At 71.6% G+C, this 21,541-nt stretch carries 26 protein-coding genes; 13 read left to right on the top strand and 13 right to left on the bottom strand.

The genetic code is table 11. The annotated features are described in order from the left end of the window. Positions 1 to 19: 19 nt before the first annotated feature. Positions 20 to 481 (bottom strand): hypothetical protein, encoded by a 462-nt coding sequence (locus tag QWZ14_RS28155; protein WP_290320371.1) that lies wholly within the window; start codon positions 479 to 481, stop codon positions 20 to 22. Between the two features lie 92 nt (positions 482 to 573). On the opposite strand from QWZ14_RS28155, the gene QWZ14_RS28150 reads away from it, so the two are divergent. Continuing rightward, positions 574 to 1,629 (top strand): AbrB family transcriptional regulator, encoded by a 1,056-nt coding sequence (locus tag QWZ14_RS28150; RefSeq protein ID WP_290320370.1) that lies wholly within the window; start codon positions 574 to 576, stop codon positions 1,627 to 1,629. Between the two features lies 1 nt (position 1,630). Here QWZ14_RS28150 and QWZ14_RS28145 read toward each other — a convergent pair whose 3' ends face one another. After that, on the bottom strand, positions 1,631 to 2,296 hold the full coding sequence (locus QWZ14_RS28145; protein ID WP_290320369.1) for a tyrosine-protein phosphatase: 666 nt from the start codon (positions 2,294 to 2,296) through the stop codon (positions 1,631 to 1,633). A gap of 135 nt (positions 2,297 to 2,431) precedes the next feature. Here QWZ14_RS28145 and QWZ14_RS28140 point away from each other — a divergent pair, with 135 nt between their 5' ends. After that, complete coding sequence (locus QWZ14_RS28140; RefSeq protein WP_290320368.1) at positions 2,432 to 2,635, top strand: hypothetical protein; 204 nt, start codon at positions 2,432 to 2,434, stop codon at positions 2,633 to 2,635. Position 2,636: 1 nt separating this feature from the next. Next, on the top strand, positions 2,637 to 2,849 hold the full coding sequence (locus QWZ14_RS28135) for a hypothetical protein (RefSeq protein WP_290320367.1): 213 nt from the start codon (positions 2,637 to 2,639) through the stop codon (positions 2,847 to 2,849). A 42-nt stretch (positions 2,850 to 2,891) separates the two neighbouring features. Here QWZ14_RS28135 and QWZ14_RS28130 read toward each other — a convergent pair whose 3' ends face one another. Next, positions 2,892 to 3,878 (bottom strand): Bug family tripartite tricarboxylate transporter substrate binding protein, encoded by a 987-nt coding sequence (locus QWZ14_RS28130; RefSeq protein ID WP_290320366.1) that lies wholly within the window; start codon positions 3,876 to 3,878, stop codon positions 2,892 to 2,894. A 428-nt stretch (positions 3,879 to 4,306) separates the two neighbouring features. Here QWZ14_RS28130 and QWZ14_RS28125 point away from each other — a divergent pair, with 428 nt between their 5' ends. Both QWZ14_RS28125 and QWZ14_RS28120 read left to right on the top strand, forming a co-directional pair. Continuing rightward, complete coding sequence (locus QWZ14_RS28125; protein WP_290320365.1) at positions 4,307 to 4,768, top strand: carboxymuconolactone decarboxylase family protein; 462 nt, start codon at positions 4,307 to 4,309, stop codon at positions 4,766 to 4,768. Between the two features lie 2 nt (positions 4,769 to 4,770). Next, a complete protein-coding gene (locus QWZ14_RS28120; protein WP_290320364.1) occupies positions 4,771 to 5,694 on the top strand; it encodes a sigma-70 family RNA polymerase sigma factor in 924 nt (307 codons plus the stop codon). Here QWZ14_RS28120 and QWZ14_RS28115 read toward each other — a convergent pair. Together QWZ14_RS28115 and hemF are read right to left on the bottom strand one after the other, a co-directional pair. Further along, positions 5,664 to 6,644, bottom strand: a complete 981-nt coding sequence (locus tag QWZ14_RS28115; protein ID WP_290320363.1) for an NADPH:quinone reductase — start codon at positions 6,642 to 6,644, stop codon at positions 5,664 to 5,666. The two genes, QWZ14_RS28120 and QWZ14_RS28115, sit on opposite strands and share 31 nt — an antisense overlap. A gap of 16 nt (positions 6,645 to 6,660) precedes the next feature. Further along, positions 6,661 to 7,596: an oxygen-dependent coproporphyrinogen oxidase gene (hemF, locus tag QWZ14_RS28110; protein WP_408903753.1), complete on the bottom strand. Its 936-nt coding sequence runs from the start codon at positions 7,594 to 7,596 to the stop codon at positions 6,661 to 6,663. Positions 7,597 to 7,845: 249 nt separating this feature from the next. Between hemF and petA the strand changes: the two genes are divergently transcribed. The 3 genes from petA to QWZ14_RS28095 are packed head-to-tail and all read left to right on the top strand — an operon-like array spanning position 7,846 to position 10,473. After that, positions 7,846 to 8,409, top strand: a complete 564-nt coding sequence (petA, locus tag QWZ14_RS28105) for a ubiquinol-cytochrome c reductase iron-sulfur subunit (RefSeq protein WP_290320362.1) — start codon at positions 7,846 to 7,848, stop codon at positions 8,407 to 8,409. Between the two features lie 10 nt (positions 8,410 to 8,419). Further along, complete coding sequence (locus tag QWZ14_RS28100) at positions 8,420 to 9,691, top strand: cytochrome b (protein ID WP_290320361.1); 1,272 nt, start codon at positions 8,420 to 8,422, stop codon at positions 9,689 to 9,691. After that, the gene (locus QWZ14_RS28095) at positions 9,691 to 10,473 is read left to right on the top strand and encodes a cytochrome c1 (RefSeq protein ID WP_290320360.1); all 783 of its coding nucleotides are present in this window, start codon (positions 9,691 to 9,693) and stop codon (positions 10,471 to 10,473) included. Before QWZ14_RS28100 ends, QWZ14_RS28095 begins: the two co-directional genes overlap by 1 nt. A gap of 78 nt (positions 10,474 to 10,551) precedes the next feature. Here QWZ14_RS28095 and QWZ14_RS28090 read toward each other — a convergent pair whose 3' ends face one another. Beyond that, positions 10,552 to 10,692 (bottom strand): hypothetical protein, encoded by a 141-nt coding sequence (locus QWZ14_RS28090; protein WP_290320359.1) that lies wholly within the window; start codon positions 10,690 to 10,692, stop codon positions 10,552 to 10,554. Between the two features lie 149 nt (positions 10,693 to 10,841). Between QWZ14_RS28090 and QWZ14_RS28085 the strand changes: the two genes are divergently transcribed. The 3 genes from QWZ14_RS28085 (at position 10,842) to QWZ14_RS28075 (ending at position 13,937) form a co-directional block, all read left to right on the top strand. Beyond that, positions 10,842 to 11,729 (top strand): S-methyl-5'-thioadenosine phosphorylase, encoded by an 888-nt coding sequence (locus QWZ14_RS28085; protein WP_290320358.1) that lies wholly within the window; start codon positions 10,842 to 10,844, stop codon positions 11,727 to 11,729. Positions 11,730 to 11,746: 17 nt separating this feature from the next. Next, positions 11,747 to 12,727 carry an aldo/keto reductase gene (locus QWZ14_RS28080; protein WP_353959354.1) on the top strand — a complete coding sequence of 327 codons (981 nt, stop codon included), beginning with the start codon at positions 11,747 to 11,749 and terminating at the stop codon, positions 12,725 to 12,727. A 235-nt stretch (positions 12,728 to 12,962) separates the two neighbouring features. Beyond that, positions 12,963 to 13,937, top strand: coding sequence for a glycosyltransferase family 2 protein (locus QWZ14_RS28075; RefSeq protein ID WP_290320357.1), 975 nt, complete (start codon positions 12,963 to 12,965; stop codon positions 13,935 to 13,937). Here QWZ14_RS28075 and QWZ14_RS28070 read toward each other — a convergent pair. Then, positions 13,925 to 14,683 (bottom strand): hypothetical protein, encoded by a 759-nt coding sequence (locus QWZ14_RS28070; RefSeq protein WP_290320356.1) that lies wholly within the window; start codon positions 14,681 to 14,683, stop codon positions 13,925 to 13,927. The two genes, QWZ14_RS28075 and QWZ14_RS28070, sit on opposite strands and share 13 nt — an antisense overlap. Before the next feature lie 92 nt (positions 14,684 to 14,775). Beyond that, complete coding sequence (rpsD, locus tag QWZ14_RS28065) at positions 14,776 to 15,393, bottom strand: 30S ribosomal protein S4 (RefSeq protein ID WP_290320355.1); 618 nt, start codon at positions 15,391 to 15,393, stop codon at positions 14,776 to 14,778. A 191-nt stretch (positions 15,394 to 15,584) separates the two neighbouring features. On the opposite strand from rpsD, the gene QWZ14_RS28060 reads away from it, so the two are divergent. Further along, positions 15,585 to 15,800: a hypothetical protein gene (locus QWZ14_RS28060; RefSeq protein ID WP_290320354.1), complete on the top strand. Its 216-nt coding sequence runs from the start codon at positions 15,585 to 15,587 to the stop codon at positions 15,798 to 15,800. On the opposite strand, the gene QWZ14_RS28055 is transcribed toward QWZ14_RS28060, so the two are convergent. The 5 genes from QWZ14_RS28055 to QWZ14_RS28035 form a co-directional block, all read right to left on the bottom strand. Continuing rightward, positions 15,797 to 16,555, bottom strand: coding sequence for an RNA methyltransferase (locus tag QWZ14_RS28055; protein ID WP_290320374.1), 759 nt, complete (start codon positions 16,553 to 16,555; stop codon positions 15,797 to 15,799). The genes QWZ14_RS28060 and QWZ14_RS28055 overlap by 4 nt on opposite strands. A gap of 332 nt (positions 16,556 to 16,887) precedes the next feature. Then, positions 16,888 to 18,312, bottom strand: coding sequence for a cysteine--tRNA ligase (gene cysS, locus QWZ14_RS28050; protein WP_290320353.1), 1,425 nt, complete (start codon positions 18,310 to 18,312; stop codon positions 16,888 to 16,890). Between the two features lie 137 nt (positions 18,313 to 18,449). Then, positions 18,450 to 19,796 (bottom strand): glutamate--tRNA ligase, encoded by a 1,347-nt coding sequence (gene gltX, locus QWZ14_RS28045; protein WP_290320352.1) that lies wholly within the window; start codon positions 19,794 to 19,796, stop codon positions 18,450 to 18,452. Further along, complete coding sequence (locus QWZ14_RS28040) at positions 19,796 to 20,110, bottom strand: hypothetical protein (RefSeq protein ID WP_290320351.1); 315 nt, start codon at positions 20,108 to 20,110, stop codon at positions 19,796 to 19,798. The genes gltX and QWZ14_RS28040 overlap by 1 nt, the downstream gene beginning before the upstream one ends. After that, positions 20,107 to 20,526, bottom strand: coding sequence for a hypothetical protein (locus QWZ14_RS28035; protein WP_353959353.1), 420 nt, complete (start codon positions 20,524 to 20,526; stop codon positions 20,107 to 20,109). The genes QWZ14_RS28040 and QWZ14_RS28035 overlap by 4 nt, the downstream gene beginning before the upstream one ends. 230 nt (positions 20,527 to 20,756) lie before the next feature. Here QWZ14_RS28035 and QWZ14_RS28030 point away from each other — a divergent pair, with 230 nt between their 5' ends. Next, a complete protein-coding gene (locus QWZ14_RS28030; protein ID WP_290320349.1) occupies positions 20,757 to 21,530 on the top strand; it encodes a class I SAM-dependent methyltransferase in 774 nt (257 codons plus the stop codon). Positions 21,531 to 21,541 lie beyond the last annotated feature (11 nt).

Below are 21,541 nucleotides of genomic sequence, written 5' to 3'. Positions count from 1 at the left end.
GCCGGCGCCGGCGGGGACGTCAGGCGCCCAGGGCGGGCTGCGGCGGCGCGGGCGGCGGCGTGGCCGGGCGGGCCGGCGGCGGCGGCGCGGTCCGGGCTGGCGTCTGCTCGGGATGTGCCCGCTCGGCCTCGGCCAGGCCGGAAGGGGCCGGACCGGAAGGGGCCTGACCAGGACTGGGCGAAGCCCTGAGGCCGGCCGCTTCCCGATGGCCCCGGGTGGCAGCGGAGCGATAGGCCTCGAGCTCCCGCTCGGTCGGCAAGGTCGTTTCGACGCTGCCGCTGCGGTCGCGGAACTCCATGACGATGATGCCGAGGGCCGGGTCCAACCGCAGGCTCGGGTTGGGCCAGGCCGGCGCCGCACCGGCCTCGGCCGATTTCGGCCTGGCGTCCGGCTGCGGCAGCAGCCCAGCGGCGGAGGCGCTCCCGTGGAGGGGCTCCGGGCTGCGGCTGGCGGTCGGGGGGGTGGCGCTGGTGGCTATCATGGCGGTTGATCGGACACTATCGCGGCCCGGGTGAAGCAAGCCTTAAGCGGCGCGGTTTGACGCAAAGAATTTGTGGCGCGAGGCTGCAAGCCTTGTCGCCCTCGCCCCCCTCCCCCCAGCTCCGCATTTCGTGCCTCACCATGGCGGCCGCCGCGCTCGGCGGCGCGGCCATGCACCTGCTGCACGTGCCGCTGGCCTGGATGATCGGCGCCATGGCCGCGACCGCGGCGCTGGCCTGGCACCGCCCGGTCGCGGTGCCGGGCTGGGCCCGGCCGGCCGGGCTGGTCTTCCTCGGCCTCGGCCTCGGCAGCACCTTCACCGGGCCGGTGCTGGCGGCGGTGACGGCGGCGCTGCCGGTGATGCTGGCCTGCGGGGTGCTCGCCATCCTCTCGGGCCTGGTGGTGGCGCCGCTCTTCACCCGCCTGGCCGGGACGGATCTGCAGACCGGCTTCTTCTGCGCCGTGCCCGGCGGGGTCATCGTCATGGCGGTGCTGGCGCAGGAGGCCCGCGCCTCCGTCGCCACCGTCACCCTGGCGCAGACCATGCGGGTGCTGGTGGTGGTGCTGACCTTCCCGCCGCTGCTCGGCTGGCTGGCGCCGCATGGCGACTTCTCGGATTTCACCGGCGCCCGGGTGGCGGTCTGGTGGCCGGGCCTCGCGCTGATGGCGGCGGCGGGGCTGCTGGCGGCCTGGCCGCTGCGGCTGCTGGGGCTCGCCAACCCCTGGATGCTCGGGCCCTGCGCGCTGGGCATCACGCTGGCGGCGACCGGGCACCTGCCCTCCGGCGTACCCTCGGGCCTCGTGGACGCGGCGCAGGTGGCGATGGGCGCCTCGCTCGGCACAAGGCTGACCCGCAGCTTCCTGCTCTCCTCGCGCCGGCTGGCGATCGCCTCGATGATCTCGGCCGGGGTGCTGTCGGTGCTGCTGACGCTGCTGGCGGTCGGCATCGGCCGGCTGGCGGGGCTGCCGAGCGCGGCGATGATCCTCGGCATGGCGCCGGGCGGGATGCCGGAGATGGCGCTGACCGCCAAGGCGCTGGAGCTCGGCGTGCCGCTGGTGCTGGGCTTCCACCTGACCCGGACGGTGCTGTGCAACCTGCTGGTCGGGCGCATCCACCAGTGGGCGGTGCGCCTCGGGCTGCTGGGCTAGCTCACTCCCGCCGCAGCACGCCGTCGACCAGACGGTCGGCCCAGCCCTGGGACTGGAAGCCGCGGCGCAGCGCTTCCTCCGAGTAGTCCTCCTGCAGCCAGTCGAGGAAGGGCTTGCCGGTCCTGGCATGGGCGGCGGCATAGGCGGCGAAGAAGGCGTCCAGGATGCCGGTGCGGCTCTGGCGGATATGGCCATGGCGCAAGGTCAGCTGGGCCCGCGCCTCGGCCGGCGGGCGGCCCTGCAGCAGCATCCAGAGCCCGGCGGCGAGGCCGGTGCGGTCGGCGCCCGATTTGCAATGCATCAGCGCCGGCTCCTCCAGCCCGCGGAAGATCTCGGCCAGGCGCAGGATGCGGTCCTTGTGCGGGGCGCCGCGGCTCTCGAAGGGGGCGTCGATCTGCACCAGGCCGAGCTCCGCGGCCGCCGCCCGGGCCAGCCGGTCCGAGCCGCAATCCACCCGCTCGCCGCGCAGGTTGATCACCGTCCGCAAGCCGAGGCGGCGGGTCGCCGCCCGCAGCTGCCAGGGCAGCGGGTGGTTCGAGCGATAGAGCCGGCCCGGCGAAACCACCCCCCAATTGCGCCAGCCGAGCCGCAGCAGGGAATGGTCGACGAAGAGGCTGTTCAGCCAGGCCTGGCGGCCCGGTGCGGCCTCGGCGGGGGATGCGGACATTCCCGGGGTATGGGGCGAAGCGGAGGTGAATGAAAGACCCCGGCCCCGGCCGGGGAACGGCTTCATGCGGCGGGACGTTCGATGGGCGGTGCCCGGGGCGCTGAGCCGGGCCCGTCGCAACAGGGAGGCAAGGCCATGTCGACGAAATCGCATCTGCCGCCGGTGCCGCCGGCCAATCGCACCCCGCATGGGCCGGGCGCCCAGGGCAAGGACGGCAACCTCTCCGCCCAGGAGGCCGAGGCCAACAAGTCCGGCCAGGATCGCAACCTGGCCCAGCAGGGCCGCCAGGGCGACATCAAGCAGAACACCACCAACCAGGGCTATCAGCAGGATCGGTGAGATGACGCAGCAACGCGGCGAGCACGAGGTCCGGCGCGACAAGGGCGGGCCGGGCAGCAGCCATCAGGGCGGCGGGCATGGCGCGGCCCACCGCGACCGCGACGACCATGGCCCTGCGCCGGGCGAGGCGACCAACCCGGATCGCAGCCGGGTCTCGGGCGGCGGCGGCGAGCGCGACCGCCACCATGTCCACGACCCCAAGGAAAAATCCTGACGCCAGCACCGGGTGCCGAAGGCGGCACCCGGTGAGCCGCCGCTACTCCATGCGGGCGCCGGAGATGCGGACCATCTCCTTCAGCATCGGCCGCTGACTGGCGGCATAGGCGCTGGCGGCCTCCGGCGTGCTCCAGACGCATTTGGCGCCGGTCTGCAGGAAGCGGGCCTGCATCGCCGGGTCGGCCGCCACGTCCTTCAGCGCGGCATTCACCCGGTCGACGATCGGGCGCGGGATGCCGGCCGGGCCGACCCAGGTGCACCAGGAGGTGACGACGAAATCCGGGATGCCCGCCTCCGCCATGGTGGGGATCTGCGGCAGGGAGGGCCAGCGCTCCGGGCTGGTGACGGCGAAGGCCTTCATCCGGCCTTCCTGGATCACCGGCATGTAGCTGGCGAGGTTGTCGAGGGCGAAGGTCAGGTCGCCCGAGAGCATGGCCGGGATGATCTGCGCCGCGCCGCGGAAGGGCACATGCTGGCCGTCGATCTTCTGCCGGTCGCAGAACATGCTGCCCGAGAGGTGCGCCGTGGTGCCGACGCCGGGGCTGCCGAAGCTGACGCCGTTGGGCCGCGACTTGGCCCAGGCGATGAATTCCTGCGCGGTATTGGCCGGGCAGAATTGCGCCGGGGCGACCAGCACATTGGGCAGCTCCCAGTGCATCGAGATGACGGAGAAGTCCTTCTCCGGGTCGAAGGGCAGCTTGGCATAGAGGAATTGGGCGATGGAGAGGTTGGCGATGGTCGCCGGCCCCTGGGTATAGCCATCGGGGGCGGATTTCGCGATGGCGTCCATGCCGATGTTGCCGCCGGCGCCGGGGCGGTTCTCCAGCACGAAATTCTGCCCGAGGCGGGTGCCGAGCTGTTCGCAGACCAGCCGGGCCAGGACATCGGTGGAGCCGCCGGGGGGCCAGGGGATGATGGCGCGGATGGGACGGTTGGGCCAATCCCCGTAGGACTGGCCGAGCGCCGGGGCGACCAGCGCGGCCGCGGCCAGGGGGGCACCCCGCAACAGGGTGCGACGATCGATCATGACTATTTTCTCCCGGCCTGGTTCAGGTCTTGCCCGTGAGGATGGGCCCGGATCGGCACGGGTGGAAGATGCCGGGGCGGGCCTGCAGGCCTGTCGCTCAATCTTGCTAAATTCCGCTCAATTTCACTAAATTCGGCTCAATTTCCCTCAATTTTCGGCCGCTTTCCGCCAGAATATCGGCCGCGGTCAAGGCGTTGCGCCTGAGACGGCTGTCATGCGGGCGCATCCGGCGGGCCCGGGCCCTGGCAGGGCCGGTCGCGCCGACGGGCATATTGAGGATATATTTCCTATAGCGGATCCTTCGGGAATTGCAAGCATGCCCTTGCCTGCCGACCGCGGGCGATGGATGCGCTTTCGCGGCCGGGTCCTGTCACAATGGCGGCCGCTGCCTCGTCCTATGGCCGAACCCCTTGCCCAGGATGAACGCCATGACGCCGCGCCTCGACTACTTCGCCGCCGCCCCCAAGGCCCTGCAGCCCATGCTCGCGCTGGAGAAGGCGGTGGTCTCCAGCGGGCTGGAGCATGGCCTGATCGAGCTGGTGAAGACCCGCGCCTCGCAGCTCAACGGCTGTGCCTTCTGCATCGACATGCATACGCGGGATGCGCTGAAGGCCGGGGAGGCGCCGGCGCGGCTCTTCCTGCTCGATGCCTGGCGGGAGGCACCGCACTACACCCCGCGGGAACGCGCCGCGCTGGCCTGGACCGAGGCGCTGACCCTGGTGGCCGAGACCCATGCCCCGGATGCGGACTACGCCGGGCTGCTGCCGCATTTCACCGAGGAGGAGATCGTGAAGCTCTCCCTGCTCATCGCCACCATCAATGCCTGGAACCGCCTGGCGATCGGCTTCCGGGCGGTGCCCGCCGCGGCGGCAGCCGGCAAGGCGGCCTGAGCATGCCGGGCGAGGCCGATGCGGTCGCGGATTATGCCCCGCTCCGCGCCGAGCTGATCGGCCTCGCCTATCGCATGACCGGGTCGCTGGCGACGGCGGAGGACATCGCCCAGGAGGTCTTCCTGCGCTGGCACGGCGCCGACCGCGGCCGGGTGGAACTGCCGCGCGCCTGGCTGCTGAAGGTGGCGGCCCGGCTGAGCCTGGACCACCTGAAATCCGCACGGGTGCGGCGGGAGCGCTATGTCGGCCCCTGGCTGCCGGAGCCGCTGCTGGCGGAGGAGGCGCCGCCGCAGGAGGCGGCGCATGTCCAGGCGCAGGATCTCTCGGTCGCCTTCCTGCTGACCCTGCAGCGCCTCTCCCCGGCGGAGCGGGCGGTCTTCATCCTGCACGACCTGTTCGAGACGCCCTTCGCCGAGCTCGCCGCCCTGCTGGGGCGCGGCGAGCCGGCCTGCCGCAAGCTGGCGGAACGGGCCCGGGCCCGGCTGGGCGAGGCGGTGCCGCGCCAGGCGGTGAGCGAGGCGGAGGCGGGGCGGATCGCCGGCGCCTTCCTCGCGGCCTCCCGCGGCGGGGACGAGGCGGGGCTGCGGGCGCTGCTGGCGCGGGACGTGGTGCTGCACACCGATGGCGGCGGCATCCGCCCCGCGGCGCTCAACCCGATCCTCGGCGAGGCGAAGGTCGGGCGCTTCTTCGCCGGGCTGGCGCGGAAGGGGCAGCTGCCCCCTGCCCCGCTGCTGCACCTCGGGCGGATCAACGGCCTGCCCGGCTTCGTCACGCTGGAGCCGGACGGGCTGGCGCAGACCACGGCGCTGGAGATCCGGGATGGCCGGATCGCCGCCATCTACATCATCCGCAATCCGGAGAAGCTGGCGGCGATCCAGGCGCGGCTGGTCCCGGCTCAGACGTCCAGCACGAGGTTGCCGATATAGGCGCCACGCTCCACCGCATCATGCGCCGCGGCGCAATCCGCCAGCGGCGCATGGGCGGCGATGGTATGGGTCAGCATGCCGCGCTCCAGCCAGGGCGTGAGCGCGCCGATGGCGGTCGCCCGCTGGGTGGCGCTCAGCTCGTAGACGATGAAGTGGCGGACCGCGATGCCCTTCATGATGGCGGCGCCGAAGTTGATGGTGGAGCTGCCGCTATTGGCGCCATAGGCGGCGCAGATGCCGCCCGGGGCCAGCAGGCCCGGCAGCAGCGGCGCGGTGCCGGAGAGATCGACGTCGACCACCCGGTCGACGCCCTGGCCGCCGGTCAGGGCGGTGACGCGCTCGACCGTGTCCTCGATGCGGTAGTTCACCGTGAAGTCGGCGCCGGCGCCCAGGGCATGGGCGGCCTTGGCCTCGCCGCTGACGGTGGCGATGACCTGGGCGGCGCCGAGCAGCCGGGCGAATTGGATGGCGTAATGGCCGACCGCGCCGGCGCCGCCGGTGACCAGCACCCGCTGGCCGGTGACCCCGCCATCGGTCAGCACCGCATGCAGCGCCGTCAGCGCCGGGATGCCGAGGCAGGCGCCCTCGGCATAGCCGAGGTTCTCCGGCAGCGGCACCGCCTGTTCGGAGGGCAGCGCGATGTATTCGGCGGCGGTGCCGAAGGGCCGCTTCCACTGGCCGTTCCAGATCCAGACCCGCTGGCCGACCCGCTGGCGGGGGACGCCCTCGCCCACCGCCTCGACCTGGCCGGCGCCGTCGCTATGGGGGATGACGCGGGGGAAGGCCATCGGCCGGCCCTTGCCGCTGCGCGACTTCCAGTCCGAGGGATTGGCGCCGGAGGCGGCGAGGCGGACCAGCACCTCGCCCGGGCCGGGCGTCGGGGTGGGCAGCTCGCCATAGGTGAGGACCTCGGCGGCGGGTCCCTGGCGGTCGTACCAAATGGCTTTCATGGCTTATCGGTCCTTCTCATGGCCATTTCGCTTCGGGCGGCAGCGACATCAGGATCGCCTCCACGTTGCCGCCGGTCTTGAGGCCGAACAGCGTGCCGCGGTCGTGCAGCAGGTTGAACTCGACGTAGCGGCCGCGGCGGATGAGCTGGTGCTCCCGCTCGGCCGCCGTCCAGGGCTCGCGCATCCGGTCGGCGACGATGCCGGCGTAGCTCTCGAGGAAGGCGAGGCCGACATCCTTGGTGAAGGCGAAGTCGGCATCGGCGCCGTGCCCCGGGGTGCGGTCGCCCAGCCAGTCGTAGAAGATCCCGCCGAGGCCGCGGGTTTCCCCGCGGTGCGGCAGGTAGAAGTACTCGTCGCACCACTGCCTGAAGCGGGGGTAGTAGGCCGGGTCGTGGCGGTCGCAGGCCGCCTTGAAGCCGGCGTGGAAGCGGGCGGCATCGGCCAGCGACTCGGGCGCGTCCATGGCCATCGGCGTCAGGTCGCCGCCGCCGCCGAACCAGGCGCGGGAGGTCGACAGGAACCGGGTATTCATGTGGGCGGCCGGGACGCGGGGGCTGCGGAGGTGGGCGACCAGCGAGATGCCGGTCGCGAAGAAGCGCGGGTCGGCCTCGGCGCCCGGGATGTTGCCGCGGAACTCCGGGGAGAACTCGCCGTGGACCGTGGAGCAGTTGACGCCCACCTTCTCGAAGACCCGGCCCTTCATGACCGCCATGGTGCCGCCGCCGCCGCCATCCCGCTGCCAGGGGGTGCGGATGAAGCGGCCGGGCGGCATCCCGGCGTGGGGACCGGTGTCGCAGGCGTCCTCCAGGGATTCGAACGCGCTGCAGATGCGGTCGCGCAATTCCTCGAACCAGGCCCGGGCCGGGGCGGCGAGGCGGTGGTCGCCAGGGGGGGGGCCGATGGGGGCGGCACCCTGGGCTGCCGGGGATGGGCTCTCTTGGGGCTTGGTCACGCGATCCTCCGGGGGTGGCGGCGGCCGCCGGGCTTGGCCGGGGCGAAGGCCGCCGGAAAGATACAGCTTGATTGCGGCCCCGGCGGATTGCCACCCCGCATAGCGTACCTTTATATGCGGCGCGGCGCGTGAGGGAGCGCAGGTTCGGCCTTGGCCGGGCTGGTGGAACCTCGCCGCAGCAGTCGCATATCGGCCCCCGCCCGTCCCGCCCCGGGATGATGGCGTGGCCGCGATCAGGGACGATGAGGCATGGCCGACAGTCTGGCGCCAACGGCGCCGCAGCATGGGGCGCCGCAGGACGGCGAAACCCGCCGGGATTTCCTGCAACTGGTGGCCGGCTCCTTCGCCGCGGTGGGCGTCGGCGCCATGGTCTGGCCGTTCATCAATTCGATGAACCCGGCGAAGGACGTGCTCGCCGTCTCGACCACCGATGTCGATCTGAAGCCGATCGCCGCCGGCGCCGCCATCACGGTGGTCTGGCGGGGCAAGCCGGTCTTCGTCCGCAGCCGGACCGAGGCCGAGATCAAGGCGGCGCGCGACGTGCCGATGTCCGAGCTCAAGGACCCGCAGGCCGACCAGGACCGGGTGAAGAAGGACCAGTGGCTGGTGCTGATCGGCATCTGCACCCACCTGGGGTGCATCCCGCTCGGCCAGAAGGCGACCGATGAGCGTGGTCCCTTCGGCGGCTACTTCTGCCCCTGCCACGGCAGCGCCTACGACACCTCCGGCCGCGTCCGCCAGGGGCCGGCGCCGCTGAACCTGCCGGTGCCCACTTACGCCTTCACCTCCGATACGCAGATCCGGATCGGCTGAGGAGCCATCGATGTCCATCGGCCTTCACAAGAGCGATTTCGCCAACCCGGTCATCCGCTGGGTCGACAGCCGTCTGCCGATCTTCACCATGATGCAGAAGGAGTACGGGACGTTTCCGACGCCCCGTAACTTCAACTACTTCTGGAATTTCGGCGCGCTGGCCATGATCAACCTGCTGATCATGATCGCCACCGGCATCTTCCTGGCGATGAACTACACCGCCCATACCGGCATGGCCTTCGATTCCGTCGAGCGCATCATGCGGGACGTGAACTACGGCTGGCTGCTGCGCTACGCGCATGCGAACGGCGCCAGCATGTTCTTCATCGTGGTCTACATCCACATCTTCCGCGGCCTCTACTACGGGTCCTACAAGGCCCCGCGCGAGCTGCTCTGGATGCTGGGCGTGGTCATCTTCCTGCTGATGATGGCGACCGCTTTCATGGGCTACGTGCTGCCCTGGGGCCAGATGTCCTTCTGGGGCGCGACCGTCATCACCAATCTCTTCAGCGCCTTCCCGCTGGTGGGCGAGACCATCGTCACCTGGCTCTGGGGCGGCTTCTCGGTCGACAACCCGACCCTGAACCGCTTCTACAGCCTGCACTACCTGATGCCCTTCGTGATCTTCGGCGTCGTGTTCCTGCACGTGGCGGCGCTGCACATCACCGGGTCCAACAACCCGCTCGGCATCGACCCGAAGGGGCCGCAGGACACCCTGCCCTTCCACCCCTACTACACCGCCAAGGACAGCGTCGGCATCGTCGCCTACCTCGCGGTCTTCGCGCTGATCGTGTTCTTCTTCCCGAACGCGCTGGGCCACCCGGACAACTACATCCCGGCCAACCCGCTGGTGACGCCGCCGCACATCGTGCCGGAATGGTACTTCCTGCCCTTTTACGCGATCCTGCGGGCGGTGCCGGACAAGCTCGGCGGCGTGCTGATGATGTTCGGCTCGATCGCCATCCTCTTCGTGCTGCCCTGGCTGGACACCTCCCCGGTGCGCTCGATGCGCTTCCGCCCGCTGGCCCGGCCCTTCTTCGCGGTCTGGGTGGTCTCCTTCTTCGTGCTGCTCTGGTGCGGCGGCAAGCCGGCCGAGGAGCCCTACGTGACCATCAGCCGCGTCGCGGCGGCCTACTACTTCCTGTACTTCCTGGTGATCCTGCCGCTGCTCGGGCGGCTGGAGCGGCCGCTGCCGCTGCCGGAGAGCATCTCGCTTCCGGTGCTGCGCGGCGGCGGGCCGCTGCCCGCCGGCGCCATGAGCAAGCCGATGGAGAAGGCCTGATGGTCGGTTTTCGCAGCCTGAAGGCCCTGGTTCTCGGCGCCGGCCTGGTGGCCGGCCTCGGGGTCCAGGCCCCGGCCCTCGCCGCCGGCGGGGAGATCCACCTGCCGGATACCCGCTTCTCCTTCGATGGCCTGTTCGGCCACTTCGACCGCGCCTCGGCGCAGCGGGGCTTCCAGGTCTACAAGGAGGTCTGCTCCTCTTGCCACGGCATGCACCAGCTGTCGTACCGCAACCTGCGTGACCTCGGCCTGTCGGAGAACGAGGTCGCCGGCATCGCCGCCACCGTGCAGGTGATGGACGGGCCGAACGACGAGGGCCAGTTCGTCGAGCGCGCGGGCCGGGCCTCGGACCGCTTCCATGCGCCCTTCCCCAACGAGAAGGCGGCCCGGGCGGCGAACAACGGCGCCTATCCGCCCGACCTGTCGGTGATCGCCAAGGCCCGGGAGGGCGGGGCGGACTACCTCCATGCCCTGCTGGTGGGCTACGAGGAGCCGCCGGCCGGCATGCAGCTCGGCGCGGGGATGCACTACAACAAGTACTTCCCGGGTCACCAGATCGCCATGCCGGCGCCGCTGAACTCCGACGGCCAGGTGGAATTCCACGACGGGACCAAGTCGACCATCGACCAGATGGCCCGCGACGTGTCCCAGTTCCTCACCTGGGCGGCCGAGCCGGAGCTCGAGCAGCGCAAGGCGATGGGGGTGAAGATCATCCTCTTCCTCACCGTGCTGGGCGGCCTCGCCTATGCGGTGAAGCGCAAGGTCTGGGCGGACGTCCACTAGCCCCGCCGGCACCGCATTATCGGCAGGAGCCGCCCTCGGGCGGCTCCTTTCAATTCCGGCGTCGGCCGGGCGGGCGGCTCAGCGGGGCGCCGCAAGCCCGGGCGGCGGCAGCGCGGTGCCGCGCTCGACCCGGCTGCTCTCGACCGGGGCGACGGTCGGCGAACAGGCGAGCAGGGCGGCCCCCAGCAGGGGCAGCAGGAGGGCAAGTCGGGGGATCATGGCGGGCTCCGGTCAGGCGTCCCGCCCAGTCGCGGCACCGGGCCAGGATGCGCGCTCCGGCCGGCACTGGCCATCGCCCTGCCGCCGCCTGCGGTTGATCCCGGCGCCACCGTGTTCCAAAAGCCGCTGAACGCCCGCAGGAGCACCGCATGTCCGCGCTTATCGAACCCGTCATCGGCCTCATCGGCGGCTCCGGCCTCTACGACATCGACGGCCTGGAAGACCGTGCGTGGCGGAAGGTGGAGACGCCCTGGGGGAATCCCTCCGACGAGCTGCTGTTCGGCCGGCTCGGCGGGGTGCGCTGCGTCTTCCTGCCGCGGCACGGCCGCGGGCATCCGACGCCGCCCTCGGCCCTGAACTACCGCGCCAACATCGATGCGCTGAAGCGCTCGGGCGTCACCGAGATCCTGTCGCTCTCGGCCGTCGGCTCGCTGAAGGCGGAGCTGCCGCCGGGGCATTTCGTCATCGTCGACCAGTTCATCGACCGCACCTTCGCCCGGGAGAAATCCTTCTTCGGCTGCGGCTGCGTCGCGCATGTCTCGGTGGCGCATCCGGTCTGCTCCCGCCTCGGCGATGCGCTCGAGGATGCGGCGCGCGGCCTCGCCCTGCCGGTCACCCGCGGCGGCACCTACCTGGTCATGGAGGGCCCGCAGTTCAGCACCAAGGCCGAGAGCGAGCTGTACCGGTCCTGGGGCTGCAGCGTCATCGGCATGACCAACATGCCGGAGGCCAAGCTCGCCCGTGAGGCGGAGCTCTGCTACGCGACCGTCGCCATGGTCACGGATTTCGACTGCTGGCACCCCGACCACGACCATGTCACCGTGGACCAGGTGGTGAAGGTGCTCTTCGCCAATGCCGACAAGGCGCGGGCGCTGGTCAAGGCGGTGGTGCCGAAGCTGGCCGCGCCGCGCGGCCCCTGCCCGGCCGGCTGCGACCGGGCGCTGGACCATGCGCTGATCACCGCGCCCGAGAAGCGCGACCCGGCGATGCTGGCGAAGCTGGATGCGGTGGCCGGGCGGGTGCTGCGGGCCGCCTGACCCGACAGGAGAGAGCGATGGCGACCATCCCGAAGCGCAACCTCGGCGGCCTCGCGGTCGGCACCATCGGGCTCGGCTGCATGTCGCTCTCGGGCGTCTATGGCGATGCCGACGATGCCGCCTCCGAGGCGCTGATCCGGGATGCCGTCGCGCTCGGCGTCGACCACTTCGACAGCTCCGACATGTACGGCTGGGGCCACAACGAGGGGGTGCTCGGCCGGGCGCTGCGCGGGCTGCGGGACCAGGTCGTGCTGGCGACCAAATTCGGCCAGGTCCGGAACCCCGGCGGCCCGAACGGGGTCGATGGCTCCCCGGCGCATGTGCAGGCGGCCTGCGAGGCCTCGCTCGAGCGGCTCGGGGTCGAGGTGATCGACCTCTACTACCAGCACCGGGTGGACCCCGGGGTGCCGATCGAGGAGACCGTCGGCGCCATGGCGCGGCTGGTGGAGCGGGGCCTGGTGCGCTTCCTCGGCCTGTCCGAGGCGGCGCCGGAGACCATCCGCCGGGCGCATGCGACCCATCCCATCGCCGCGGTGCAGACCGAGTATTCCCTGCTGTACCGGCAGGAGGCGGAGGAGACCCGGGCCACCACCCGGGCGCTCGGCATCGGCTTCGTCGCCTATGCCCCGCTCGGCCGCGGCTTCCTGACCGGGGCGATCCGGGATCTCGCCCAGGTCGACGGCCGCCGCGCCGCGCATCCCCGCTTCCAGGAGGCGAATTTCGCCGCCAACCGGGCGCTGGCGGCGCAGGTGGAGGCGATGGCGGCGGCCAAGGGCTGCACCCCGGCGCAGCTCACCCTCGCCTGGCTGCTGGCGCAGGGGGAGGATGTGGTGGCCATCCCCGGTACCCGCTACCTGCCGCGGCTGCAGGAGAACCTCGGCGCGCTGGCGGTGACGTTGAGCGCCGAGGAGGTGGCGCGGATCGGCGCCGCGGTGCCGGCAGGCGCGGCCGCCGGCACGCGGTATCCGGCAGGGGGCATGAAGGGCGTCTACCTGTGACGCAGTGTTGAAGGAAAGGTTGAGGCGGCTTCGCCGCCTTAAGCGCCTCCACCAAGGGCCGAGGCCCTTTGCAGCCCAGGTGTTAACCCCTTGGTTTCCAAAGGCCCTTCGGCCTTTGGTCGGGAGAGCCCGAGAGGGGCAAAGCCCCTTTCGGCCTTTCATGGCCGACCGCCCCCACCCCGGCAGCACGCGCCCGTGACCCCACCACAACCCCAGCCCATGGCACCCCCGCGCGATGATCCGTGACCTGGCAACGCCGGCGCCCGCCGTCTCCATCCTCACCCCGGCCTATGACGTCGCCCGCTTCATCGGCACGGCGGTCGACAGCGTCCTGGCCCAGAGCTATCCCAACTGGGAGATGCTGGTGGTCGACGACGGCTCGCGCGACGGCACCGCCGAGCAGGTCACCGCCCGGCAGGACCCGCGGCTGCGGCTGCTGCGGCAGGACAACCAGGGCGTCTCGGCCGCCCGCACCCGGGCCATGGCGGAAGCCCGCGGCGAGGCGGTGGTCTTCCTCGATGCCGACGACTGGCTGGCCCCCGATGCGCTGGAGCGGATGGTGACCGCCCTGGCCGGGATGCCGCAGGCGGTGGGCGCCTATGGCGCCTATGCCGTCATGGCCGAGACCGCCGTGCCCGACGACCTGCCGCTGCGCCGCAAGGCCGGCCCCTTCGCCAGCGGCGACCTGCTGGAGCGGCTGCTGATCCAGAACCTCTTCGTCAACGGCGGGCACCTGCTGCTGCGGCGGGATGCGCTGCTGCGGGCCGGACCCTTCCTCGCCAAGCTGCGCTACGGCGAGGATTGGGAATACTGGATCCGGCTGGCGCTGCAGGGCCCCTTCGTGGCGATCGAGGGGACCGAGCCGCTGCTCTACGTGCGGGAACGCCAGGGCAGCGCCTACCGGCGGATGGCGCATGATCCGGCGGCCTTCGCCCCGGCCATGGCAGCAATCTACGGCAACCCGGCACTGGCGGACCGGCTCGGCGCCGGGCGGCTGGCCCGGATGCGGCGGCGGGCCGAGGCGGAGAACGCCTGGATCGTCGGGCGGGAGCTGATCCGCCACGGCGAGCGGGCCAGCGGGCTGGAGCGGCTGCGGGCCTCGGTGGCGGCGGCGCCCTCGCCGAAGCGGGCGCTGCTGCTGGCGGCGGCGCATGCCATGCCGCTGCTGCCGCGGCCGCTGCACGGGCCCTTCGCCGCCTACCCGGGATAGCCCTCGGGCGGCTGCCGCCCGGCGAGGAAGCTGGCCACGGCGACCATGACCATGCCGAGGCCGGCGACCAGGGCCACGGCCGGGTCCGGCGCCCGGGCGGCCGCCTGGGCCACGACGATGGCGGCCAGCGCCCAGAGCACGGCGCCGGCGTACCAGCGGTCGCCACGGGTGCGGCGAAGCACGGCGGTGGCGATCCAGGCGGCGACCAGCACCAGGCCCATGGCGACGAAGCCGGGGGCGATGCCGAACCACGCGAAGCCCTCGGCCGCGGCGGCGCCGGAGAGGTTCACCACCGCCGCCGCCGAGATCCAGCCCGCGAGCAGCCCAAACAGCGGCCTGACGATCCAGCGCCAGCCGGCGGTGGCCGCCGGCAAGGCGACGGCCCGGGTACAGGCCAGCAGCGCGGCCGCCAGCAGGGCGAGCATGATGGCCAGCAGGTGCCAGCCATTGGGCGTGAGCTGGGCCGCGACCATCCAGGCGAGCATCAGCGCGAAGGCCGCCGCCGCCGGTCCGCGCAGCCGCGCCACCCGCGGCTCGGCCCGCTGCTGCGCCGGCCGCGCCTGCCAGAAGCCCCAGGCCAGGGCGAGGGCGAAGATCGGCCCCCAGATGCTGAAGGCATAGGGCGCCGGCACCACCAGCGTCCGCACTCCCGGCATGGCCCAGAGCGGATGGCCGATGCCGAGCAGGCTGGAAAGGACGCCGGCGACCGGCAGCAGGGCGGCAAGGAGCAGGTTGAGCAGGCGCATGCCGCCGAGATGGCCCGGAGGCGCCGGGCCGCCAAACGAAAAACGCCGGCCCCTTGCGGGGCCGGCGCTGTCCGGTCGGCGGTGCGGCCGATCTAGCGGGAGTAGAACTCGACCACCAGGTTCGGCTCCATCTGCACGGGATAGGGCACATCGGCCAGCTTCGGCGCGCGGAGGTAGCGGCCGCGCATCGCGCGATGGTCGATCTCCAGGTACTCCGGCACGTCGCGCTCGCCGCTCTGGGCGGCATCGAGCACGGCGGTGAGCTGCTTCGACTTCTCCTTCACCTCGATCAGGTCGTTGTCCTTGACCTGGTAGGAGGGGATGTTGAGCCGCTTGCCATTGATGGTGACATGGCCGTGGTTGACGAACTGCCGCGCGGCGAAGGGCGTGACGGCCAGCTTCATGCGGTAGATGACGCAGTCCAGCCGGCGCTCGAGCAGGGCGATCAGGTTCTCGGAGGTGTCGCCCTTGCGGCGCACGGCCTCCTCGTAATACTTGCGGAACTGCTTCTCGCCAATGTTGCCGTAGTAGCCCTTGAGCTTCTGCTTCGCCATCAGCTGCACGCCGAAGTCGGTCGGCTTCTGCTTGCGGCGGGCGCCGTGCTGGCCGGGGATCGTCTCACGCTTGTTGATCGGAGACTTGGCGCGGCCCCAAAGGTTGACGCCGAGGCGGCGGTTGATCTTGTACTTGGATTCAGCGCGCTTGGTCATACGGTTCGTTGTGCCGTGCCGGTTTGCCGGTGCGGCCCCTCATCGCAATGTTGTCCCGGTAGGCCCAAGCCCCGAACAGGCAAGGACGGGCGCACGGCCCGAAGCCGCGTCCACGTTCCCAGGAAGAGGCGGGCCTATAGAAGGCAGCCGGTGGCTTGTCAAACCGCGCCACCGGCGCCTAATCCCCGGGCATGGTGACACGCGAAGAGATCCTGGTGCTCGGCCTGACGGCGGGGGTGGTGGGCAGCCTGGTCGGCGGGCTGATGCTCGGCGTCGGGCTGGGGCTGGTGGTGAACAACGTCCATGTCGGCTGGCTGCTGGTGCTGCCGGCCGGGCCTGTGGCCGGGCTGCTGGGCTACGCCCTGGCGCGGAAGCTGGCGAAGAAGCTGGCGCCCACGCCGCGCTAATCGGGGCGGCCGCGCCGCATCCGGCCGACCGACAGCTCGGTCACCACCCCATGGAGGGTGCGGAGCTCCTGCTCGGTCACCTCGCCGCGCTCGAACCAATGGCGCAGGTTGCGGACCATGTTGGCCCGCTTCTTCTCCGGCTCGAGGAAGCCGGAGGCATCCAGTTCGCTGACGAGGCGGTCGAGGAAGGCCTCGAGCAGGCCCTTGGTCGCCACCGGCGTGCCGTTGGTGATGAGCTTGCGGGCCGGGGTCGGCTCGGTCGCGGTCCACCATTCATAGGCGAAGATCATCACCGCCTGGGCCAGGTTCAGCGACATGTGGGCGGGGTTGAGGGGGTAGCGGACCAGCGTGTCGGCATGCGCCATGTCCTCGGCCTCGAGGCCGGCGCGTTCCGGGCCGAACATGACGGCGCAGCGCAACCCGCGGCCGTTGATCTCGCGGGTATCCTCGGCGGCGGCGCGGGCGGTGCGCAGCGGCTTGATCATGTGGCGCGGCCGCGGGCAGGTGGCGAAGACCCGGTGGCAATCGGCGAGGGCGCTGGGGACGTCGGGGAAGACCTCGGCGGCCTCGAGGATGGCGTCGGCGCCGGAGGCGGTGCGCCAGGCGCGGTCCTGCGGCCAGCCGTCGCGGGGCGCCACCAGCCGCAGGTGGAACAGCCCGCCATTGGCCATGGCCCGGGCGGTGGTGCCGATGTTCTCGGCGAGCTGCGGCCGGACCAGCACGACGATGGGGCTCTCGCCCGGCGCCGGCTGCAGCCTGGCCGCCTCCTTGCCGCCGCGGGTCCAGGCATCCGGCACCACGCGGTGGATGCCCAGCGCGAAGGCGAGCGGGGTGCGGAGGCGCCAAGCCTCCCCTGCCCTTTCGGCCAGCAACGCGATCGGCGGCGAAGGCAGGTCGACGTCCAGTGCCACGGCAAATTCGGCGGCCAGCGCATGGTAGTCGCCGATGGGCTGGCCGGCGGCTTCGGCCAGGGCTGCCTCGGTCGCGGTGCAGTCCGGCGCGTCGAGATGGGCGCGGAGCCAGGCCCGCTTCGGGTCGGTCAGGGCGATGCGCTTGAGCGCATCCATCCAATCCTCGGCGGTCTGGCTCACGCGCGGCGCCAGGTGGTTCCCTGCGGACCGTCCTCGAGGATGATGCCCTTGGCGGTCAGCTCGGCACGGATGCGGTCGGCCTCGGCGAAATCGCGCGCCTTGCGGGCGGCGAGGCGGGCGGCGATGGCGGCCTCGACCCAGGCGTGGTCGTCGCCGCCGCGCAGCCAGGCCTGCGGCTCGGAGGCGGCGAGGCCGAGCACGCCGGCGACCTCGCGGAAGGCGCTGGCGGCGAGGCCCGGGACCACCGGCCAGGGCTTGCCGGCGCGGGCGAGCACGGTCGCGGCGCTGCCGCCGACGCTGGCGACATTCTCAAGCGTCCGGAGGTCGCGCAGCCGGGTCAGCGCCAGGGCGGTGTTGAGGTCGTCGTGCAGCGGCTCCAGCGCCCAGGCCACCATCTCGGCGCGGGGCACCTCGAGGTCGGGCGCGGTCACGGCGCGGGCCAGCATCGCATAGTCGTCGTCGAGCTCGGCCTTGGCCTCTCTAAGCAAGGGAAAATTGAAGTCCAGATCTTGTCGGTAGTGCGTCTTCAAGACCAACAGGCGGAAGGCCTCGCCGGCCCACGAACCGAGCTTCAAGATATCTCGCACCGTGAAAAAGTTTCCGAGCGACTTCGACATCTTCTCGCCGCCGACCCGCAGCATGCCGTTGTGCAGCCAGGTCGTGGCCATGGCGGCGGTGCCGAAGGCGCAGCGGCTCTGCGCCACCTCGTTCTCGTGGTGCGGGAAGAGCAGGTCGTGGCCGCCGCCGTGGATGTCGAAGACCTCGCCCAACGCCTGCCAGGACATGGCGGAGCATTCGATGTGCCAGCCCGGGCGGCCGCGGCCCCAGGGGCTGTCCCAGCCGGGGGTCGCCTCGTCCGAGGGCTTCCACAGCACGAAGTCGCCGGCGTCGCGCTTGTAGGGCGCGACCTCGACGCGGGCGCCGGCGACCAGCTCGTCCGGGGTGCGGCCGGAGAGGGCGCCGTACTCCGGGTAGGAGGCCACGCTGAACAGCACGTGGCCTTCCGCCGCATAGGCATGGCCCCGGTCGATCAGCTTCTCGATCAACGCGATCATCGGCGCGATGGCGGCGGTGGCGCGGGGCTCGGCCGTCGGCGGCAGGTTGCCCAGCGCTTCCATGTCGGCGTGGAAATCCGCCGTGGTGCGGGCGGTGATGGCGGCGATGGGCTCGCCGCTCTCGGCCGCGCGGGCGTTGATCTTGTCGTCCACGTCGGTGATGTTGCGGATGTAGCTGACCCGCGGATACAGCCGCCGCAGCAGGCGGAAGACCAGGTCGAAGACGATGACCGGCCGGGCATTGCCGAGGTGGGCCAGGTCGTAGACCGTCGGGCCGCAGACATACATCCGCACATGCGCGGGGTCGATCGGCGCGAAGGCTTCCTTGGCGCGGGTCAGGCTATTGTGGAGCAGAAGGTCGGGCATCGGGGCATCCATGGCGCTTGGTCGCAACGGGCACGCGGCTGGGCGCGCGGGTCAGGCCCGCGCGCGGGGTGAGATCAGCAGCGGCAGCGACAGCCCTGGAACATGGCTGACATTCTACGCAGCTTGGGGGCGGAAACTCAAGCCTCGGCGCCGAGCCTGAGGCGCAGCGCCGCCCGCTCCCGGCCGATCAGCGGCAGCAGGGCCTTGAGGTCGGGGCCATGGTCCTCCCCGGTCAGGGCCAGGCGCAGCGGCAGGAACAGCGCCTTGCCCTTCCGGCCGGTGCCGGCCTTCAACGCCTCGGTCCAGGCGCCCCAGGTGGTGGCATCCCAGGGCTCGGCCGGCAGGGCGGCCAGGGCGGCGTGGAGGAACTCGGCCTCGCCCGGCTGGACTGGCGGGACCACGGTGCCGTTCGTGACCTCGAACCAGCCCTTGGCCTCGCCCAGCAAATCGAGGTTGCCGCGGACGACCTGCCAGAACGCCTCGTCGGCGCCCTCCGGCAGATGCGCCCGCACCGCCTCGAAAGGAGCCGCATGCAGGTGCTTGCGGTTTAGCGCCAGCAGCTGCTGCACGTCGAAGCGGGCCGGCGAGTGGGAGATGGCGGTCAGCGCGAAGCCGGGGACCAGCGCGGCCGGCATGCCGACCACCGGGTCCTGCGAGGTGCCGAGCGCGGCGAGGTAACCGGCCAGCGCCGCCGGCTCCACCCCGTCGCGGCGGAGCTGGCGGAGCGAGAGGCTGCCGAGGCGCTTGGACAGCGGCCCGCCATCGGCATCGGTCAGCAGCGGCAGATGGGCGAAGGACAGCGCCGTGGCCCGGATGTCCTTCGGCCCGGCGAGGGCTTCCCAGATATCGAGCTGGACGCCGGTATTGGTGACATGGTCCTCGCCGCGGATGATGTGGGTGACCCTGCTGTCGAGGTCGTCCACCACCGAGGTGAAGGTATAGAGCGGCGAGCCGTCGGCGCGGATCAGCACCGGGTCGGACAGGCTGGGCAGCTTCACCCCGCGGCGGCCGAGCACGCCGTCCTGCCATTCCACCGTGCGGTTGTTCAGCTTGAAACGCCAATAGGGCGACTTGCCGTTGGCGACGGCCTTGGCGAACTGCTCCGGCGTCATCTTCAGGGCGCCGCGGTCATAGAGCGGCGGGCGGCCCTGCTTCAGGCGCAGCTCCCGCTTCACCCGCAGCTCGTCCTCGGATTCGAAACAGGGGTAGAGGTGGCCGCTGGCCTTCAGCCGCTCGGCGGCGGCGGCATAGAGCGGCAGCCGGTCGGACTGGCGGAAGCTCTCGTCCCAGTCGAGGCCCAGCCAGCGCAGATCCTCCTCCAGCGCCTGGGCATATTCGGCCTTGGAGCGTTCGAGGTCGGTATCGTCGAGACGCAGCAGCACGGTGCCGCCGCGCTGCCGGGCGAACATCCAATTGACCAGGGCGGCGCGGGCATTGCCGACATGCAGCAGGCCGGTCGGCGACGGGGCGAAGCGGAGCTTCATCACGCCCGCCCCCGCGGCTCGGCCGCGGCATAGTCGACCTCGGCCTTGCGGCCGGCCGGCGTCGCGATGCAATGGGCGACCCAGGCCGCGTGGTCGAGCCCCGCGGCGAAGGCGTATTCGCCGAAGCGGAAGTACATGGCTCTCAATTCCTCGGCGGTGCCGGCCTCGGCCCGCAAATCCTCGATCTGGGCGCGGACGAAGCGGCGGGCATATTCGGCGGCGGCCTCCGGGCTGGGGAAGCCCTCGACGGTCCATTCCTCCTCCGCATCGCCGAAGTCGGCGTAGTCGCCGCAGCGGACCGCGTGGCGGGTCACTCTCCCTCCTCCTCCGCCGGATCCCCGGGCGGCGCGTCATCCTCGTCGCGGCGGGGGTCGAGGGCGCGCCAGTTTCGATCCTCGGCGTCGCGCACCGGCTGGCCGGCGAAATCGGCCAGCTCGCTGCCGCTGGTCCAGGCATGCTCGCCGGCGCCCTCCACCGTGGCATCCTCGCCGAAGGCGAACCAGGTGGACATCACCTCCTCCGGCTTGAGGCCGGGGGCGCGGCAGCGCTCGACGCTGTCCCGGACGTAGCGGCGGGCGAAGGCATTGGCGTGTTCCAGGGTGCGGAAGCCGGTCACGGTCTCGACCGGCTCGGCGCCGTTGGCGCCCGAGAGGTCCATGATCCGTACCGAGAGCCCGGCCTGCAGGAAGGGGTTGGGCTGGAAGATCGGATCCTCGTCGTCATCGCTCACGATGGCAGCCCCGCATGGCAGTTGATGGTGGGATGGGGCCAGCCAGGCCCCGAGGCGCGCGGCCGGATGGCGTGCGCGGGTTGTATTCGGCGCGGTCCATCCGGGTCAACGCAGGCGGCCCGGCACGGGCGGCGGCGACCAGGCGTGACGCGCCACGCCTGGACCTTCCGGCACAACGCATGATAGCAGCAGGCTTCAGCAATTCACCGCCCTGACCCGCCGGAGCGCGCATGAGTACCCAATTCCAGTACGTGCAGAGCTACGCGGCCATGGTGCGGGCCTACCTGGCCGCCTTTCCGGAAGACGAGGCGGTGGCCCGGTCGGTCGGCGGCGCCTTCGAGCATTTCGGGGTCCTGGAGCACAGCCTGCTGCTGCAATACGGGCTGCAGCCCGACAGCCGGGTCATCGATGTCGGCTGCGGCGCCGGGCGGCTGACCAAACAGCTGGTGGGCTACCCGAAGCTGCAGTACATCGGCCTCGACGTGGTGCCGGAACTGCTGGACTACAACCGGCGGAAGGCGGCCCGGGCGGACTTCAGGCTCGAGCAGGTCGCCGGCAACACCATGCCGGCCCCCGACGGCTGGGCCACCCTCGTCACCTACTTCTCGGTCTTCACCCATCTGCTGCACGAGGAATCCTACGCCTACCTCGAGCAGACCTACCGGGTGCTGGCGCCGGGCGGGCGGGTGGTCTTCTCCTTCTTCGAATTCGCGGTCGAGGATCAGTGGAGCGTCTTCGAGGGCAACGTCGACTGGGTGCGCAAGCGTTCCTACCTCGGCCACATCAACGTCTTCATGCATGCCGGCGACATCGAGATCTGGGCCCGGCGGCTGGGCTTCCGGGTCGTCGCCATCAGGCGCGGCGACGAGCCCTCCATCCAGGTGACGCCGGAGACGGCGACCGAGGCGGTGCCGGCCGGGCTGCATGTGCTGGGCCAGTCCTACTGCGTGCTGGAGAAGCCCCGGCCGCCGGCGGCCGAGCCAGCCGCCGTGCCGCCGGGCTGACCGGCGCCCGG

It is taken from the genome of Paeniroseomonas aquatica (assembly GCF_030409335.1).
GTDB lineage: Bacteria > Pseudomonadota > Alphaproteobacteria > Acetobacterales > Acetobacteraceae > Belnapia > Belnapia aquatica.
Note: the sequence above shows the minus strand (reverse complement) of the source record. Positions and strands in the feature narration are given on the sequence as shown.